The sequence below is a fragment of the Dactylosporangium sp. NPDC006015 genome (assembly GCF_040614215.1).
In the GTDB taxonomy this organism is placed as follows: Bacteria; Actinomycetota; Actinomycetes; order Mycobacteriales; family Micromonosporaceae; genus Dactylosporangium; species Dactylosporangium maewongense.
In genome coordinates, this window is the sequence record NZ_JBEXUD010000033.1 from 97,016 (window position 1) to 114,291 (window position 17,276).

Annotated in this window: 19 protein-coding genes; 7 read left to right on the forward strand and 12 right to left on the reverse strand. The window is 74.7% G+C overall.

The features are described from left to right. Positions 1-45 precede the first annotated feature (45 nt). From ABZ321_RS40570 to ABZ321_RS40625, 12 genes are all read right to left on the reverse strand, one after another. Positions 46-267 carry a hypothetical protein gene (locus ABZ321_RS40570; RefSeq protein WP_354900978.1) on the reverse strand — a complete coding sequence of 74 codons (222 nt, stop codon included), beginning with the start codon at positions 265-267 and terminating at the stop codon, positions 46-48. A 47-nt stretch (positions 268-314) separates the two neighbouring features. Next, on the reverse strand, positions 315-842 hold the full coding sequence (locus ABZ321_RS40575) for a hydrogenase maturation protease (protein WP_354900980.1): 528 nt from the start codon (positions 840-842) through the stop codon (positions 315-317). Continuing rightward, complete coding sequence (locus ABZ321_RS40580; protein WP_354900982.1) at positions 839-2,140, reverse strand: nickel-dependent hydrogenase large subunit; 1,302 nt, start codon at positions 2,138-2,140, stop codon at positions 839-841. The genes ABZ321_RS40575 and ABZ321_RS40580 overlap by 4 nt, the downstream gene beginning before the upstream one ends. After that, entirely contained in the window at positions 2,137-2,919 is a 783-nt protein-coding gene (locus tag ABZ321_RS40585) for an oxidoreductase (RefSeq protein ID WP_344506361.1), read from the reverse strand. Before ABZ321_RS40585 ends, ABZ321_RS40580 begins: the two co-directional genes overlap by 4 nt. After that, a complete protein-coding gene (locus ABZ321_RS40590) occupies positions 2,919-3,731 on the reverse strand; it encodes an FAD/NAD(P)-binding protein (RefSeq protein WP_344506362.1) in 813 nt (270 codons plus the stop codon). Before ABZ321_RS40590 ends, ABZ321_RS40585 begins: the two co-directional genes overlap by 1 nt. After that, positions 3,728-4,189 carry a cyclic nucleotide-binding domain-containing protein gene (locus tag ABZ321_RS40595; protein WP_354900984.1) on the reverse strand — a complete coding sequence of 154 codons (462 nt, stop codon included), beginning with the start codon at positions 4,187-4,189 and terminating at the stop codon, positions 3,728-3,730. Before ABZ321_RS40595 ends, ABZ321_RS40590 begins: the two co-directional genes overlap by 4 nt. Next, on the reverse strand, positions 4,186-5,289 hold the full coding sequence (locus tag ABZ321_RS40600; RefSeq protein WP_354900986.1) for a 4Fe-4S dicluster domain-containing protein: 1,104 nt from the start codon (positions 5,287-5,289) through the stop codon (positions 4,186-4,188). The genes ABZ321_RS40595 and ABZ321_RS40600 overlap by 4 nt, the downstream gene beginning before the upstream one ends. Before the next feature lie 65 nt (positions 5,290-5,354). After that, positions 5,355-6,416 carry a hydrogenase expression/formation protein HypE gene (gene hypE, locus ABZ321_RS40605; RefSeq protein ID WP_354900988.1) on the reverse strand — a complete coding sequence of 354 codons (1,062 nt, stop codon included), beginning with the start codon at positions 6,414-6,416 and terminating at the stop codon, positions 5,355-5,357. Beyond that, complete coding sequence (hypD, locus tag ABZ321_RS40610) at positions 6,413-7,525, reverse strand: hydrogenase formation protein HypD (RefSeq protein WP_354900990.1); 1,113 nt, start codon at positions 7,523-7,525, stop codon at positions 6,413-6,415. The genes hypE and hypD overlap by 4 nt, the downstream gene beginning before the upstream one ends. Beyond that, positions 7,522-7,788, reverse strand: a complete 267-nt coding sequence (locus ABZ321_RS40615; RefSeq protein ID WP_354900992.1) for a HypC/HybG/HupF family hydrogenase formation chaperone — start codon at positions 7,786-7,788, stop codon at positions 7,522-7,524. The genes hypD and ABZ321_RS40615 overlap by 4 nt, the downstream gene beginning before the upstream one ends. A 5-nt stretch (positions 7,789-7,793) precedes the next feature. Beyond that, positions 7,794-10,121, reverse strand: a complete 2,328-nt coding sequence (hypF, locus tag ABZ321_RS40620) for a carbamoyltransferase HypF (RefSeq protein WP_354900994.1) — start codon at positions 10,119-10,121, stop codon at positions 7,794-7,796. A 60-nt stretch (positions 10,122-10,181) separates the two neighbouring features. Continuing rightward, positions 10,182-11,135 carry a hypothetical protein gene (locus tag ABZ321_RS40625; RefSeq protein WP_354900996.1) on the reverse strand — a complete coding sequence of 318 codons (954 nt, stop codon included), beginning with the start codon at positions 11,133-11,135 and terminating at the stop codon, positions 10,182-10,184. 71 nt (positions 11,136-11,206) lie between these two features. Between ABZ321_RS40625 and ABZ321_RS40630 the strand changes: the two genes are divergently transcribed. Genes ABZ321_RS40630 through ABZ321_RS40660 form a run of 7 tightly spaced genes read left to right on the forward strand, consistent with a single transcriptional unit; the run spans position 11,207 to position 17,260 of the window. Next, on the forward strand, positions 11,207-11,659 hold the full coding sequence (locus ABZ321_RS40630; protein ID WP_354900997.1) for a hypothetical protein: 453 nt from the start codon (positions 11,207-11,209) through the stop codon (positions 11,657-11,659). 47 nt (positions 11,660-11,706) lie between these two features. Then, positions 11,707-12,957 (forward strand): V-type ATPase 116kDa subunit family protein, encoded by a 1,251-nt coding sequence (locus ABZ321_RS40635; protein WP_354901036.1) that lies wholly within the window; start codon positions 11,707-11,709, stop codon positions 12,955-12,957. Next, positions 12,954-13,382 (forward strand): ATP synthase subunit C, encoded by a 429-nt coding sequence (locus ABZ321_RS40640; protein ID WP_354900998.1) that lies wholly within the window; start codon positions 12,954-12,956, stop codon positions 13,380-13,382. Before ABZ321_RS40635 ends, ABZ321_RS40640 begins: the two co-directional genes overlap by 4 nt. Positions 13,383-13,384: 2 nt before the next feature. Next, entirely contained in the window at positions 13,385-13,627 is a 243-nt protein-coding gene (locus ABZ321_RS40645) for a V-type ATP synthase subunit F (RefSeq protein WP_344506372.1), read from the forward strand. Then, positions 13,624-14,124, forward strand: a complete 501-nt coding sequence (locus tag ABZ321_RS40650) for a hypothetical protein (RefSeq protein WP_344506373.1) — start codon at positions 13,624-13,626, stop codon at positions 14,122-14,124. Before ABZ321_RS40645 ends, ABZ321_RS40650 begins: the two co-directional genes overlap by 4 nt. Then, positions 14,121-15,878: a V-type ATP synthase subunit A gene (locus ABZ321_RS40655; RefSeq protein WP_354901001.1), complete on the forward strand. Its 1,758-nt coding sequence runs from the start codon at positions 14,121-14,123 to the stop codon at positions 15,876-15,878. Before ABZ321_RS40650 ends, ABZ321_RS40655 begins: the two co-directional genes overlap by 4 nt. Then, positions 15,875-17,260: a V-type ATP synthase subunit B gene (locus ABZ321_RS40660; protein WP_354901003.1), complete on the forward strand. Its 1,386-nt coding sequence runs from the start codon at positions 15,875-15,877 to the stop codon at positions 17,258-17,260. The genes ABZ321_RS40655 and ABZ321_RS40660 overlap by 4 nt, the downstream gene beginning before the upstream one ends. Positions 17,261-17,276: the final 16 nt, after the last annotated feature.

The following is a 17,276-nucleotide window of genomic DNA, read 5'->3' on the forward strand; positions in this document are numbered from 1 at the left end:
CGGGCAGAACGCCCGGCGCCGTTGGGTCCCGCCGCGGGCTGACGCCTACAGCCTAAGCTCGTTGAGCAGCTCGGCGGCCTGCCGCCGGGCGGGTGTCGTGTCTTCGCCGCACAGCAGCTGGACCGCGAGCGCCAGCGCCTCGACACGCCGTTCCGCGCGGCACAGTCGCAGCATCACGTCGCCGGTGTCGGCGGTCGGCGGCCACGCGTGTGCCGGTGCCGGACGCGCCTTCCGCTCTGTCGTCGCCTCGATCGTCGTCGCGGTCATTGCACTCGCCTCCGTCCTCGCTCTGCCCGATCCTTCGCTTCCCGAGCTCACTTCAAGCCTTCCCGGGTTCCGTGCGCCGGTTCAGGCCGATGGTCCCGGGACGGCGCGACCTCCGGCCGCAGTTCGTGGACCGCGGCGACGATGTGCTCGACCACGCGGTCGACGGCGGCGGCCACGGCCGGGGTCAGGCCGGTGCCGTAGCCGGTGCCCGCCGCCTCGATGCCGAGCAGCAGCATGCGGTCGGGAAGCCGGTCGAGCTCCCGGGCCAGGGCGACGGCGTCGCCGAGGTCCATGGCGTGGGAGCTGGTACTGCCCCCTGGTCCGGACGGCCGGCGGGCCATGAGCCGACGGTGGACATGTCCGGCCGGGGCGTGGGACGTGTGGACCGTGTCGACGACGACGGCCAGCCGGCGCTGTTCCCACAGGGTGATGAGGGTGCCCGGCTCGCCGTCGCTCTCGGCCAGGTCGACCCCGGGCAGGCCGGCGAGCCTGAGCCGCTCGATGACCGCCGGGCCGGCGCCGTCGTCGCGACGGAACGGGTTGCCGACCCCGATCACGACGACCGGCGGGTTCATCGGCGCTCCACGGTGAGGTCCAGGAAGTGGGTGGCGCAGGAGATGCACGGGTCGTAGTTGCGGATCGCCTGCTCGCATTCGGAGGTGAGTCGTTCGTCGTCGAGGTCCAGGCGGTCCTGCACGTAGCGGCGCAGATCGTCCTCGATGCTCGGCTGGTTCTGCGCCGTCGGCGGCACGATCCGGGCGCTGACGATCGTGCCGGCAGCGTCGAGCTCGTAGCGGTGGAAGAGGGTTCCGCGGGGTGCTTCGGTGGCGCCGTATCCGATGCCGGCGTGCGGCGGCACCGCCAGGTGAGGCGGTGCCGGAGGCTCGTACGCCTCGATGATGCGCAGCGCCTCGTCCAGGGCGTAGACCATCTCCACCGCGCGGACGACGATGCTGCGGAACGGGTTGTCGCAGCGCTCCCCCAGGCCTGCCGCTGTGGCGGCCCGGCGGGCCGGCGGGGACAGCGCGGCATGGTTGAGCGTGTACCGGGCGAGGGGACCGGTGAGGTACTTCCCGGCGCCGGCCAGTGCCGCGTGGAGGGCGGTCGAGTGCGCCGCCTGCGTCTCGACGATGTGGTGTTCGAAGTCGCGCACCCGGAACGACCGGCCGGCCGAGGTCCGCGGCTCTCCCCGGTCGATCGGGTACCGGTCCGGGTCGGTCAGCGCGAGCAGCTCGTGGTCGATGGTGAAATCCGGGAACGGGAAGCCGGCGACCCAGTCGACGGTGGCGAAGGCGTGATCGAGGGCCGGTCGCAGGGTGTCGCGGGCGAGCGCGCGCAGCTCGTCCGGTGACGGGGCGTGGTAGAAGCCGCCGACGCGGACGTTGATCGGGTGGATCGCGCGGCCGCCGACGAGCTCGAGGATGGCGTTGCCGGCCTTCTTGAGTGCCAGTCCGCGTTCGACGGCGTCACGGTGGCCCCGGGCCATCTCGACGACGCCGGGGTAGCCGAGGAAGTCGGGTGCGTGCAGCAGGTACACGTGCAGCGCGTGGCTGGCGACCCACTCGCCGCAGTACAGCAGCCGGCGCAGCTCGGCGACCGGCTCACTGACCCGCACGCCGCACGCGTCCTCGATCGCCAGGCAGGCGCTCATCTGGTACGCCACCGGGCAGATGCCGCAGATGCGGGCGGTGATGTCGGGCGGTTCGAGGTGGCCACGGCCGCGCAGGAACGCCTCGAAGAACCGGGGCGGTTCGTAGATGCGCAGTTGCACGTCGGTCACCGTCGCCCCGTCGACCCGCACGTGCATCGCCCCCTCCCCCTCGACCCGGGCGAGCGCACCGACGCGCAGTGATCGGTCGTTGCGGTGGCTCATCGCCGCTCCCCCTGCTCGGCGGCGGCCCGGAACTCCGGCTTGGCGGCGTGGAAGGTCCGGAAGACGCGGGCCACGTCGGCCGGGGACATGCCGAGGCTGCGCAGCGAGGCGACCATGGCGGCGGTGTTGGGCTTCGCCATCGGGCCGAAGCAGCCGTAGCAGCCGCGGCCGTACGCGGGGCAGAGCGCGCCGCAGCCGGCCCGGGTGACCGGCCCCAGACACGGAATGCCCTGCGCCACCGTCACGCAGGTCGTCCCGCGCAGCTTGCACTCCTGGCAGACGCTGTGCACGGGCAGGCCCGGACGCCGACCGGCCAGCAGCGCGGTCAGCACTCCGATGAGCTGACGCCGGTCGATCGGGCACCCCGGCAGCTCCAGGTCCACCCGCACGTGGGCCGAGATCGGCGTCGACTCGGCCAGGGTCGCCACGTATTGCGGGCTGGCGTACACGACCGAGCGGAACTCCTGGACGTCGGCGAAGTTGCGCAACGCCTGGACGCCGCCGGCGTTGGCGCACGCGCCGATGGTGATCAGCATCCCCGACTGCTCCCGGATGCGGTGGATCCGCTCGACGTCGTCCTGGGTGGTGACGGATCCCTCGACGAGGGAGACGTCGTACGGGCCTTCCACCACCGCGCTGGACGCCTCCAGGAAATGGGCGATGTCGACGTGCTCGCTGAGCGGCAGCAGCTCGTCCTCGCAGTCGAGCAGGGTGAGCTGGCAGCCGTCGCAGGACGCGAACTTCCACACCGCAAGCTTCGGCCGTGCCGTCACAGTCATCACAGCTCCTTGACCGTCATCAGCGGGCCGGCCCGGTCGTAGGCGACCACCGGGCCGTCGCGGCAGACGAGCAGCGGGCCGAGCTGGCAGTGGCCGCAGTGGCCGAGTCCGCACTGCATGTTGCGCTCCAGCGACAGCCATACCTGCCCGGCGGGCACGCCCAGGCCGACCAGCCCCCGCGCGGCGAACCGCATCATGATCTCGGGCCCACACACGCAGGCGACCGTGGCGGCCGGCCGGTGGTCGAGCCGGTCGTACAGCGCGGTCACCACTCCGACGTGACCGCTCCACTCGGTGGTGGCGCGGTCCACCGTCGTGTACACGTCGAGCCCGGCGGCCCGCCAGCCTTCGTACTCGCCGGGATACAGCAGGTCGTCCGGAGTCCTGGCACCGATCAGCACGGCCACCCGCCGGTAGCGGTCCCGGTCGGCCATCGCGTGGAGGACGACCGGCCGCAGCGGGGCCAGCCCGAGCCCGCCGGCGACGACGACCAGGTCGGCACCGACGGGCGCGGGCAGCTCCCAGCCGCGGCCGAACGGCCCGCGCACGCCGAGCATCGCGCCCGGACCGGCTCCGCACAGGGCGCCGGTGGTGGCCCCGACCGCCCGGATCGTGTGCAGCAGGCCGGCCGTGCCGTAGCCGGAGACGGAGATCGGCACCTCGCCCACCCCGAAGGCGTACAGCATCGCGAACTGGCCGGGCCGGAACACCGGCAACGGCGCGTCGACCGGTTCGAGCGCGAGGGTGACCGTGTCTCCGGTCTCCCGCCAGCGCTCGGTCACCCGGTAGCGGGCGGCGGTCATCGTGGTCATGCAGGTGCCTTGTACAGGTCGAGCAGCCGGATTCTGGTCGCCTGCATGCGCTCCACGACGACGGCCATGAACCGCTTGGTCAGCTCGTAGCCGAAGCCGGGGTCGGCGTCGAGCAGCGAACGGACCGCGGCGCTGTCGATCGCGATGCTGCGCACCTGGTCGACGGCGACCGCGCCGAAGTGCCAGCGGAACGGCGGAAACATCCAGGACCAGCCGAGGACCGTGCCGGCGCCGATCGTCTCGATGACGGCGTCGCCGCGGCCGGGCACCCGGATGTCGAGGTGGACGCTGCCGCCGCGGATGAGCCAGAACCGGTCGGCCCGGTCGTTCTCCTCGAAGATCCGCGTGCCGGCGCTGAACGGCGCGGGGGACGCCCAGCGCGAGAGGCGCTCGACGTGCTCCGCCGGCAGCCCGGCGAGGAACGGGTGCGAGACGAGCAGGTCGTACGTGGTCGTCATGGCGTGTCCTCGGCCGGCGTGGGCGGGTGTGCGTCGAGGGCGTGCAGTTCGGCGGTGACGTCGATCCCGACCGGGCACCAGGCGATGCAGCGGCCGCAGCCCACGCATCCCGACTCGCCGAACTGGTCGTGCCAGGTGCCGAACTTGTGCGTGAGCCAGTGGCGGTAGCGGCCGGCGTTCGACTCGCGCACCGGCCCGCCGTGCAGCGAGGTGAACTCCAGGTCGAAGCAGGACTCCCAGGACTCCCAGCGCTCGGCGTGGTCACCGGTCAGATCCGTCGTGTCGGTGACCGAGGTGCAGAAGCAGGTCGGGCAGACCATCGTGCAGTTGCCGCAGGTCAGGCACCGCTGCGCCACGTCGTCCCACTGCGGGTCCGCCCGGTGACCGGCCAGCAGCGTGCGCAGGTCGGCCTCGGGCAGGGTCCGGCCCATCCGCGTCGCGGCGGACTCCACCGCCCGTTCCGCGGACCTGATGTCGTCGGCGGAGGCCGGCGTCGCCGGGATACGGGCGAGCAGCGCTTCGCCGTCGGCCGTGCCGCCGCTCGCCAGGTACGTCCCGTCGGAGCGTTCGGTCAGCGCGATGTCGTAGCCGGTGTCGGCGCCGGGCCCGCCACCCGCCGACACACAGAAGCACGCGCCGCCCGGCTCGGTGCAGTTGACCGCGACGATGAGCACCTCGGCGCGGCGGGCGGCGTAGCGTCCGCCGTCGCCCAGGACGTGGTCGAGCACGCCGATCGCGCGCAGGTCGCACGGGCGGACGCCGAACAGTGCCAGCCGCCGCGGCGGCTCGGGTTCGTCGGCGACCGTGAAGCCGTCCGCGGATCGGTCGGCCGACCACAGCCGCTGCCGGGGTGGATGGAGGACCTGCTTCCACGACTGCGGCCCGGACGTGTGCGTGAACGCGAGCCGCTCGTCGCCGGGCAGCAGCCGGTAGATGCCAGCCTCGACCTCCGTCCGCCAACCGTACGGCAGATCCGCCGCACCGCCGATCTCGGTGAGCACGATCGCGTGCCCGCGCACCGTCGGGCCGATGACGGTGAGTCCGTCCTGTCGCAGGGCGACGAAGAGGTCGTCGAGCCGGGACAACACCACCGGGGCCATCGAGCACGCCTCCACAACTGAGCGTCTCTGCACCACTACCCTTTAAAGGCCGTTTGACCCCGATGTCAGCAGATCCGGGGCAGTTGCTCACCGACGAGCATGTCGACGATGCGGCGGCCGCCCATGAGGGTGCGCATGACCACCCGCCCGGGGTGCTCCCCCACCACCGACCCGAGCCGGACCGCGTCCTGCCCCTCCGGCGTCGCCCGCATCGTGGCCAGCAGGGCCTCGGCGGGCTCTGGCGCCACCACCGCCACCAGGCAACCCTCGTTGGCCACGTGCAACGGATCCAGGCCGAGCAGCTCACATGCCGACGCCACAGGGGCCGGCACCGCGACCGCCGCCTCGTCGATCTCGATTCCCACCCCCGCCGCGGCGGCGATCTCGTTGAGCGTCGAGGCCACCCCGCCCCGGGTCGGGTCACGCATGACGTGGATCGCCTGCCCGGCCCCGGCCACCATCGCCGCGACGAGCCGGTGCAGCGGGCGGGTGTCGGAGGCGATGTCGGCCTCGAACCCGAGTGCCTCGCGCGTGCTCAGGATGGTCGTGCCGTGCGCGCCGATCGGCCCGGACAGCAGCACCGCGTCCCCGGGGCGCGCGAGCGCCGCCGAAACCCGGGCGCCGGGCAGCCGGCGGCCGAGTCCCGTCGTGGTCACGAACAGGCCGTCGGCCGCGCCGCGCCCGACCACCTTCGTGTCGCCGGTGACGACCGGCACTCCGGCGGCCGCCGCGGCCGCGCCGACCGACGCGGTGACCCGCCTGAGATCTGCGACCGGGAATCCCTCCTCGATGACGTACGCCACCGCGAGCGCCAGCGGCGTCGCACCCATCATCGCCACGTCGTTGACGGTGCCGTGCACCGACAGCACGCCGATGTCACCGCCGGGGAAGAACAGCGGACTGACCACGAACGCATCGGTGCTCACGACGAGGTCCAGGCCGTCGACACAGACCACCGCGGCGTCCTCCGGCACGGTCTCGGCGGCGGCGGCGCCGAGTGCCGGCACCACGACGTCGCGCAGCAGCTCCGCGGACAGCTGGCCGCCGCTGCCGTGGCCGAGCAGCACCTTCTCGGTCTCGGCGAGTGGCACCGGGCACCCGGCGCGGGACAGGTCGGCGGCGGTCATCGCGGACCCGCCGTGACCGCCGGGCGCGTGCGCCCCGCGTTGTAGAAGGCGGCACACGTCCCTTCGGTCGACACCATCGGCGCACCGAGCGGCGCGCGTGGGGTGCAGAGGGTCCCGTAGGCGGCGCAGTCGGTCGGCACGCGCGTGCCCCTGAGGATGTCGCCGGCGATGCAGGCGGGGTGCTCCCGGGCGCTCAGGCCGGCCACGGCGAAGCGCAGCTCGGCGTCGTATCCGGCGAACTCGTCGGTGAGCATCAGGCCGCTGCCCGGGATGGTGCCGATGCCACGCCAGGCGCGGTCGCCGATGCGGAACACGCGCCGGATCGCGTCCTGCGCCTGGGTGTTACCCGAGCGGCGCACCGCGCGGGCGTACTGGTTCTCCACCGCCGCACGGCCGTCCTCGAGTTGCCGGACGGCCATCAGGATGCCTTCGAGGAGGTCGAGCGGCTCGAACCCGGTCACCACGATCGGCACCCGGTAGTGGGCGGCGATCGGCTCGTACTGCGTCCAGCCCATCACCGCGCAGACGTGCCCGGCGGCGAGGAACGCCTGAACCTCACAGTCCGGCGCGTCGAGGATCGCGGTCATCGCGGGCGGCACCAGCACATGGCTGACCAGCATGCTGAAGTTGGGCAGCCCGAGCTGGTGGGCCCGCAGCACGGCCATGGCGTTGGCCGGGGCGGTCGTCTCGAAGCCCACGGCGAAGAACACGACCTCACGGTCGGGACGGTCGGCGGCGACACGGACCGCGTCGAGCGGCGAGTAGACCACGCGGACGTCGGCGCCGCGGGCCCGCAGCGACAGCAGGTCGGTCCGGCTGCCCGGCACGCGCAGCATGTCGCCGTACGACGTGAAGACGACCTCGTCGCGCCCGGCGATCTCCAGAGCCTTGTCGATGAGCTCCAGCGGTGTCACGCAGACCGGGCACCCCGGCCCGTGGATCATCCGCAGCCCTGCCGGCAGGAGCTCGTCGATGCCCTGCCGCACGATGGTGTGGGTCTGGCCGCCACACACCTCCATCAGGGTCCACGGCCGGGTGGCCGCCGCGCGGATCTCGGCGAACAGGCGCCGGGCGAGGGACGGGTCGCGGTACTCGTCGACGTACCTCATGGCGCCGCCCCCGGTCCGCCGGCGAGCTCCTGCTCCAGGACGTCGCCCATCGCCTCCAGGACCTCCAGTGTCCGCCGCGCCTCGGCCGCGTCCACGACGCTGATGGCGAATCCCACGTGCACGATCACGTAGTCGCCCGCCTGCGCCTCAGGGACATAGGCGAGGCAGACCTCGCGCTCCACACCGCCGAAGTCGACCGTGCCCATGTGCAGGCCGCTCGCGTCGTCGACCGACCTGATCCGGCCCGGAATGCCCAGACACATCCGGCTCACCTCTTCCGCACCCGGGCGGCGGCGACCGCCGCCTGGCCGTAGCTGATCCCGCCGTCGTTGCCCGGCACCAGCTCGTTGACCAGTGGCTCCAGCCCCGCCGCCGCCAGTCTCCCGACGACGGCCTCCACCAGGAGCTGGTTCTGCATGACCCCGCCGGACAGGCAGACGGTCCGCAGCCCGTGCCGCGCGGCGACGTCGGCGCACAGGGCGACGGTCACGGCGGCGATCGTGGCGTGGAACCCGGCGGCGAGCGGTCCCGCGCCGGCGCCGTCCCGCGCCGCGTCCAGCAGTGCCAGCAGGGTCGGCGAGGGGTCGTACACCACCAGGCCGTCCCGTGCCGTCAGCCGCCACGGCAGTTCGGGCGCGCCCGCGAAGCCGGCGGCGAGCGCCTCCAGCGCGACCGCCGCCTCCCCTTCGTAGGTCGCGTCGTCACGGACGCCGAGCAGCGCCGCGACCGCGTCGAAGAGCCTCCCCGCGCTCGACGCGACCGGGCAGTTGACGCCGCGCTCGACCATCCGGCGCACGGTGACGACCTCGTGATCGGGCAACCGGCGCAGGAACGGCTCGGCTGCGCGCGGCACACGTTCGTCGGGCAGTTCGGAGCCGAACAGATAGCCGAGCGCCATGCGGGCCGGGCGCCGCACCGCGGCTTCACCGCCGGGCAACGGCGCCCGGGCGAACCGTGCCACCCGCCGGTACGAGGCGAGGTCGGCGACGAACACCTCACCGCCCCACAGGGTGCCGTCGTCGCCGAGCCCCAGCCCGTCGTACGCCACGCCGATGAACCGGCCGGTCACACCGTGCTCCGCCGCGCACGACGCGACGTGCGCGTGATGATGCTGCACCGCGATCCGCCGCCCGACCGGCAGCGCCGCGGCGTACTGCGTCGACAGGTACCCCGGATGCAGGTCGTGCGCGACGGCGCCCGGCGTGACGCCCACGACGCGGGACAGTTGCGCGAGGTTCGCCGTGAACGCCTCCATCGTGGCCTGCTGCTCCAGGTCGCCGGTGTGCGGGCCGACGAACGCGGTGCCGCCGTCGGCGAGCGTGAACGTGTGCTTGAGCTGAGCGCCGACGGCCAGCAGCGGCGGCCGCGCGGGCACCGGCAGGGCGATCGGCTCGGGTGCGTAACCGCGGGCGCGCCGCACGAGCGACGCCCGGCCGGCGACGAGGCGGGTCACCGAGTCGTCGTACCGGGACCGGATCGCCCGGTCGTGGCCGAGGAAGCCGTCGGCGATCCCGGCCAGCCGCCGCCGGGCCTCGTCGTCGTCGACCACGATCGGCTCGTCCGAGACGTTCCCGCTGGTGACCACCAGCGGGCGGGCCAGATCGGCGAGCAGCAGATGGTGCAGCGGCGTGGTGGGCAGGAACAGCCCGAGCCGCGGCACGCCGGGCGCGACGGCGTCCGCCACGAGGCCGCCCGCCAGCGGGGCCAGCAGCACGACCGGGCGCGCCGGCGAGGTCAGCAGCGCCGCCTCCGCCCCGCCGACCCGGGCCAGCCGCCGCGCCGTCGCCACGCCGTCCACCATGACGGCGAAGGGTTTGGCCGGGCGATGCTTGCGCTCGCGCAGCCGGGCGACGGCGGTCCCGTCGGTCGCGTCGCAGACGAGCTGATAGCCGCCGAGTCCCTTGAGCGCGACGACACCGCCGCGGCGGATGAGGTGCTCCGCCGCGGCGAGGGCGTCATCGCCGTGGGCGGCCGCGACCGTGTCGCCCGCGCCGTGCCATGCCAGTCGCGGGCCGCAAGCCGGGCAGGCGATCGGTTCGGCGTGGAAGCGCCGGTCCGCCGGATCGGCGTACTCCGCCGCACAGCCCGCGCACATCGGGAACTCCCGCATGCTCGTGCGTGCCCGGTCGTACGGCAGGGCGTCGACGATCGTCGCCCGGGGACCGCAGTCGGTGCAGTTGACGAACGGATAGCGGTGCCGCCGGTCGCCGGGATCGAACAGCTCCGCCAGGCACCGGTCGCAGGTGCCGAGGTCCGGCGGTATCCGGCCGGGCGCGGCACCGGCCGGGCGCGGGCGGATCGACGGGCCGACCCGGAAGCCGGCGCCGGGTGCCGGCGCGCGACCGTGCAGCTCACTCACCCGCACGTCGGCGACGCGGGCCTGGACGGGCGCCTCGATCCGCAGCCGAGCGACGAGCGCGCGCAATGCCTCGGCAGGGCCGGCGGCCTCGATCACCACGACGCCGCCGTCGTTGCGGACACAGCCGTCCAGGCCCAGCCCGCGGGCCAGCCGGTAGAGGAACGGCCGGAAGCCGACGCCCTGCACCGTCCCACGAACCTCGATACGGCGCGCCACCCGCGTCGCGACCGTCTGCACGAGTTCAAGTCTCGTCCTCGCGCACGCATCCGCACACGAAAGTCCGGGACTTCTCACCCGTCACTCCCGGCGGCCGGCGTCCATCATCGCGTCGTACGGCCCGGTGCCGGCACCGTCCGCCGCGGCGGCCACGGCCGCCCGGACCCGCCAGGCGTCGACCGCGAGCGCGGCGGCCGCGCCGATGGCGGGACGGCCGTCGAACCCGGCCGTGCGCAGCAGCCCGTGCGCGTCCCGGCCGACCCGTGCCCACCAGCCCGCCTCCGCCCGCCACAGCGCATCCGGCCCCCGGACGTCGGCGAGTGCCCACGCGGCCGGGGCCGGAAGTGCCGCGACGAAGCCGGCGAACGAAGCGGCGTCGAGCGCGCGCCGGCCGAGCAGACCGGCGGCGCGGGTGTGGGCCGCCTCGGTGAGCGGCCGGCCGGTGAGCCAGCGCTCCCGCGCCACCATCAGCGCGAGGCCACCCGCTGCCCAGGGCTCGGCCGCAGGCACCGCCGCGGCGCGCACCGCCCAGGTGGCCCGCATGCCCTGTCCGATCGCACGGGCGGTCGCGGCCCCGGGGTCACCCCACGCGGATGACGCCAGCGCCGCCCGCACCTGGTCCACTGTGAACGTGGCGGACAGCGGCGGCCGGACGACCGCCAACGACCCCAGCCTGAACGGTGCGGGGCCGTCGTGGCCCCGTCCATACCCCCGTCCATGGCGCAACATCCGCTCCACGTTGCGGATCTCGAACCAGCCGGCGAGCGCCCGCAACTGCTCGACGCCGTCCCGCGGCAGCCATCCCGCGAGGATCCGCAGGTGCCACAGCGCCGTGCGGGACACCGCGTCCTGCACCGACTGCGCGTCCTGGCCCGGCCGCACCTCACGGCCGTACGGACCCGACGCCAGCATGCCGATCGCCGCGTCGAGCCCCGGGCTCCCGGCCAGCACCCGCGCCGAGGCCGGACCCACACAACGCCGGACGAGGGCGCGTGCCCGCACGGCGCCGGCGACATGTGCCGCACCGGATCGCATACCCCCAGGATGCGCCCAGGATCGGCCGCGGCGAGCCGTTGCCCGCCGTCCGGCGGGGGTAGGTAGCGACCGTGACGACGCTGCGGCAACTCCTGCAACGCTTCCGGCCGGCCGGCCCACCGGGCGCGGCCGGGCAGGCCGCGGTGCCCGCCGACCGGGTGGCCCGGGCCGAGGAGGAACTGCGCCCGGTCTTCTCCTTGCTCGCCGCCGCCGACGCGGAAGCCGCCGCGATCCGGGCCGAGGCGGAGGCGGCGGCCGCGCAGCGACGACGGCGGGCCGGTGTCGCGGCGCAACGGATCGTGGCGGCCGCGCACGCCCGCGCACAACGGGCTCGCGCCGAGGCGTTCGCCGTGGCACGCGCCGACACCGCCCACGCCATGGAGACCGTCATGGACGAGGCGCAGCGCACGGCCGAAGCGTTGCGTGCCCGCGCCTGGGACCGCCTCGACATCGCCGCGCCGTCGATCGTCTCGGCCGCGCTGGACGAGGTGTACGGCGCCGGCCGGGGCCCGGGCACACCGTGACCACGCCCGGGCCGGCGTCGTGGCGGCAACGGCTGCGGCCGGTGCGCATGACGCGCGTCGCCCTGGTGGCGCCCGAGGACACGCTCGACGCGGTCCTGGCCGAGGTCGGGCTCGCCGGCGTGGTCGAGCTGGAGCCCGTCGACCACGGCGCCGGCGATCCGGACGAGGTGGGCTTCGACCGGATGCGGGCCGCGGCGTTGCGCCGCCACGGCGCGGCCGCGTACCTGGGCTGGTGTCCCGAGCCGTCCCGGGGGGCGTTGGCCGACCGGCTGGCACCACTCGGTGGTGCGCTCGCCGCGCTGCGGCCGCCGCCCGGAGCCGAGCCGCCGACGCTGCTCACCCGGGCCGGGCGGGTGAGCAGGTCGTTCGCGCCTATCGTCGAGACGTACGGCGCGGTGCCCTACGCCGACGTCGACCCGACGCTGCCGGCCGGCGTGGCCTACGTGGTGATGTTCGGGATGATGTTCGGCGACGCCGGTCACGGACTCGTCCTGGTACTGGTGGCCGTGTTGCTGGCCCGGCACCCACCCCGGCGGTACCCCCGGCTTCGCGACGCGTGGCCGTTCGTCGCCGGCGCGGGCCTGGCCAGCACCGTCTTCGGGGTGCTCTACGGTGAGTTCTTCGGGCCCACCGGGCTGCTGCCTGCGCTGTGGCTGCGGCCGTTGGACGAGCCGGTGCGGCTGCTGGTGGCAGCGGTCGGGCTCGGCGGGGCGTTCCTGGCCGTCGCCTACGTGGTGGGCATCGTGAACCGCTGGCGGGAGGGCTCGGCCGGGTTGGCGTTGTACGCGCCGTCCGGCGTCGCGGGCGCCGCCGTCTTCGCCGGCCTGGCCCTGCTCGCGGCCGGAGTCTTCGCCGCGAGCGCCCCGCTCGTCGCCGTCTCGGCGGCCGTCGCGGCCGCGGGACTGGCGTTCGCCGCCGCCGGCCTGCGTGCCGCCGCGGGCGAGGGTGCCGCCGTGGCGCAGACCGTCGTCCAGCTCTTCGACCTCGTCGTCCGTATCTGCGCGAACCTGGTCTCGTTCGCCCGGCTGGCCGCGTTCGGGTTGACGCACGCAGCACTCGGCGCGCTCGTGTGGGCCGGGACCACCGGGCTGTGGCACCGGGGCGGAGTGTGGACGGTCACGGCGGTGACCGTCTTCGTGCTCGGCAACGCGGTCGCGTTCGGCCTCGAGGCCGTCGTCGCCGGGGTTCAGGCGCTGCGCCTGGAGTACTACGAGCTGTTCTCCCGGGTGTTCGAGGGGACCGGCCGGCCCTTCCGGCCGTGGCGCTGTGTTCCGGCTTCGAAGGAGGTTCAGCGGTGAACGCACTCTGGCTCGGCGCGGTGCCGGGTGTCCTGATGGTCGCCTGGGCCGTACGGCGATCCGCCACCCGGCGGCCCTGGCTGGTGACCCGCGCGCTGGTCCTGGTGAACGCCGTGCTGTTCGCCGCCGCCGTCTCCGCCGCGGCGCTGCTGCTCACCCCGGCGCGGGCCGGTGCGGGCACCACGGCGGTCGCCCAGGCCGGGACGGGTGACGCGAGCTGGGCCGCGCTGCTCGGCGCGGCCATCGCGGTGGCCGGCTCATCGATCGGCGCGGCGATCGCCGTGGCGTACACCGGCGCCGCGGCGCTGGCGGCGTTGAGCGAGCGTCCTGAGCTGTTCGGCCGTGCCATGGTGGTCGTCGGCCTGGCGGAAGGCATCGCGATCTACGGGCTCATCGTCGCGATCATCCTGATCGGCAAGGCGTGAGCATGGACGCGACGGCTCGCGTCGCGGCGATCGGCGAGACCCGCCTGGTCCGTGGCTACGGCCTGGCCGGGGTCACGGTAGTCGCCGCCGAGGACGAACGGGCGGCCCAGGCCGCATGGCGGGAGCTCGACCACCGGGTCGGCATCGTCATCGTCACCCCGTCCGCGGCCCGGGCCGTGGCCGCGGCCGGCGGGCCGGGTGGCCGCCTGCTCGCCGTGCTGCCGGACCCGGACGGTGCCGCATGAGCACGCCGGTCCGTAAGAGCCTCGAGCCGGTCCGTTCGGCCCTGCTGCACCGCGCGCAGACGGACGCCGCCGCCGTCCGTGCCGAGACCGCACGGTCCTGCACCCGGCTGCTGGCCGACGCCGGCGCCGAGGCCGAACGACTCCTGGAGATGGCGCGCGGCACCGGCCGCGCCGACGCCGCACGCCTCGCCAAGGCCGAGGAGGCGCACACCCGCCGTGCCGCCCACGCGCTCGTGCTCGCGGCGCAGCGGGACGTCTACGAGGAACTGTGCCGTCGCGTGGCCGAGGCGCTGCGGGCGGCACTCGACGACAGACGGCTCGGCCCCGCGCTCGCCGCCCGGGCCGCCGCCGCCCTCGGTCCGGGCGCGACGGTCGCACCGGCGACCGGTGGCGGCTTCACGGCCCGCCTCGGTGACCGGTGCGTGGACTGCTCCGTCGCGTCGCTCACCGCGCATGCCGTCGAGTCGGCCGAAGCGGTAGCGGAGCTGTGGCGATGACCGCACGGGGCAGCGACTCCACGCAGGCCGCCCGGATCACGCGGGTCAGCGGGCCGCTGGTGCAGGTGGACGGCGCGGACGCCGCCATGCACGACGTGCTCGAGCTCGGCCCTTGCCGCTCACCCGGTGAAGTGGTCGCCGTCCGGGGGCCGGCCGTCACCGTGCAGGCGTACGAGTACACCGGCGGCCTCCGCCCGGGAGACGCCGCCGTCCCGCTCGGCCGTCCACTGGCGGCGCCGCTCGGGCCGTGGCTGCTCGGTGGGCTGTTCGACGGCCTGCTGCGCCCCCTCGCCGGCGGCCCGGTCTGGCTCACCGCGGGGTCACTCGCCGCCCCGCCGGCGCAGGGCACCGCCCGGCGTTTCACACCGCGGGTGGCGGAGCGCGACACGGCCGGACCGGGCGGGATCCTCGGCACCGTCGCCACCGGCGGCCCGATCGAGTTCCGGGTGCTCGTCCCGCCGCACGTGTCCGGCACCGTTCAGCAGGTCGCCGCACCCGGCGAGTACGGACCCGACGACGTCCTCGTCACCGTCGGGACGGCACCGGTGACGATGACCACGTCGTGGCCCGTACGCACCCCGCGCCCGTACACGGCCCGCCGCGCCGCGGACGCACCGCTGCTCACCGGGCAGCGCGTGGTCGACGCGTTCTTCCCGATCGCCAAGGGCGGCACGGCGGCGGTGCCGGGCGGCTTCGGCACCGGCAAGACCCTCCTGCTGCAGCAGATCGCCAAGTGGTGCGACGCCCACGTCATCGTCTACGTCGGATGCGGCGAGCGCGGCAACGAGATGGCCGACGTCGTCGGCGAACTGTCCACACTGGAGGACCCCCGGACCGGGGGCCGCCTGCTCGACCGGACCGTCGTGATCGCCAACACGTCGAACATGCCGATGATGGCCCGGGAGGCCAGCATCTACACCGGCGTCACCGTCGCCGAGTTCTACCGCGACATGGGCTACGACGCGGTGGTCATCGCCGACTCCACATCGCGCTGGGCGGAGGCGCTGCGCGAGTTCGCGTCCCGCAGCGGAACACCACCGGCCGAGGAGGGCTACCCCGCCGACCTCGCCTCGGCGCTGGCCGCCTTCTACGAACGGGCCGGCGCCGTGCGGACGCTCGGCGGCGGCTCCGGCTCGGTCACAATCGTCGGCGCGGTGTCCCCGCCCGGCGGCGACATGACCGAGCCGGTCATCGCGAACACCGAGCGGTTCGTCCGCTGCCGGTGGACCCTCGACCGGGATCTCGCGTACGCCCGCCACTACCCCGCGGTGTCCTGGTCGGCGTCGTTCTCCCGCGACACCGGGCTGGTCGGCGCCGACTACGCCCGTCGCGGGGATCCGGGCTGGGACGCCCGGCGGGCGCGGGCGCTGGACGTGCTCGCCGACGCCGACCGCATCGCCGCGCTCGCCGACCTCGTCGGCACCGGCGGGCTGCCGGCGCACGAGCGGATGACGCTGCTCGCCGGCCGGCTCCTGCGCGACGGCGTCCTGCGACAGAACGCCCTCGTCGCGACCGATGCCCACTGCACGGTGGTGAAGTCGGCGGCGCTGCTCGACGCCGTCCTCACCGTCTGCGACCGTTGCCACGCGCTCGTCGACGCCGGCACCGCGCCGGCCTCCATCGAGGCGATCGACTTCGGCCCGCTGGCCCGTGCCCGCGAGACGCTCGGTCCCGCCGACGCCGGTGGCGTCGCCCGGCTGCGCGACGCGGTCCTGGCCCAGCTCAACGCTACGGCTCCGGGGACGACGGCATGACCGCGTGGCCCGTGGTCGAGTACGGCGACATCCGGGAGCTGCGCGGCCCCCTGGTCGTCGTCGGCGGCGTCTCGGGAGCCGGCTACGACGATGTCGTCACCGTCCGCCTGCCCGGCGGCGCCCACCGGCACGGCGTCGTGCTCGAGGTGGACCGCGACACGGCAGTCGTCCAGGTGCTCGAGGGAACGGCGGGCATGGGCCGCCACGGCAGCACGGTCGCGTTCGCCGGCGCACCGATGCGCATCGCTGTCGGCGACCGTTGGTTGGGGCGCACCTGCAACGGCCGCGGCGCGCCGATCGACGGCGGCCCGCCCGTCAGCGGTGAGCGCAGCGCGGCGGTCGCCGGGGCACCGCTCAACCCGACGTGGCGCGAACCGCCGGCCGAGCCGGTCATCACGGGCGTCTCCGCGGTCGACGCGCTGACCACCCTGGTGCGCGGCCAGAAGCTCCCGGTGTTCAGCGTCGCGGGCCTGCCGCACCTCGAACTGGCCGTCCAGATCGCCGCGCAGTCCCATGTCGGCGGCGCACCGTTCAGCGTGGTCTTCGCGGGCATGGGCCTCACCCACGCCGACGCCGCGTACGTCCGGGACGCCCTGGACGAGCGGGCCACCGCCGGTGAGCTGGTGCTGCTGCTGAACACGGCCGACGATCCGGTGATCGAGCGGATCCTCACGCCGCGGCTGGCACTGACAGTGGCCGAGGATCTCGCGTTCACCGGCGGCCGGGACGTCCTGGTCGTGATGACCGACATGACCAGCTATGCCGAGGCGCTGCGGGAGGTGTCGTCGGCCCGTGGCGAGCTTCCCGCCCGGCGGGCCTATCCGGGGTACCTCTACACCGACCTCGCCTCGCTCTACGAACGGTGCGGCCGGATCCGGCACCGGCCCGGCTCGGTGACGATCCTGCCGGTGCTGACCATGCCGGCCGGGGACATCACGCATCCGGTGCCGGACCTCACGGGGTACATCACCGAGGGGCAGATCGTGCTCTCCGCCGAACTGCACGGCCGGGGCGTGTATCCGCCGGCCGACCCGCTGTCGTCGCTCTCCCGGCTCATGCGCCACGGGGCCGGCCCGGGCCGCACCCGGGACGATCACCTTCCGCTCGCGGCGCAGGTGCTCGCCGCCTTGTCGCGCGCCCGGCAGACCCGCGAGCTGGCCGACCTGATCGGGGCGGCGGCGCTCGGCGATGTCGACCGCCAGTACCTCGGCTTCGCCGACGTCGTCGAACAGCGGCTGATCGACCAGCGGCCGGACGAGGCCCGGACCCTGGACGACACGCTCGACCGGGCCTGGCAGGCGGTGCGGACCCTGCCGGATCGGGAGCTCGTCATGCTGCCCGAGGCGATCCGCGCGGCCCACCCCACCGGGGCGGCCGGATGATCGCCCTTCGCCATGT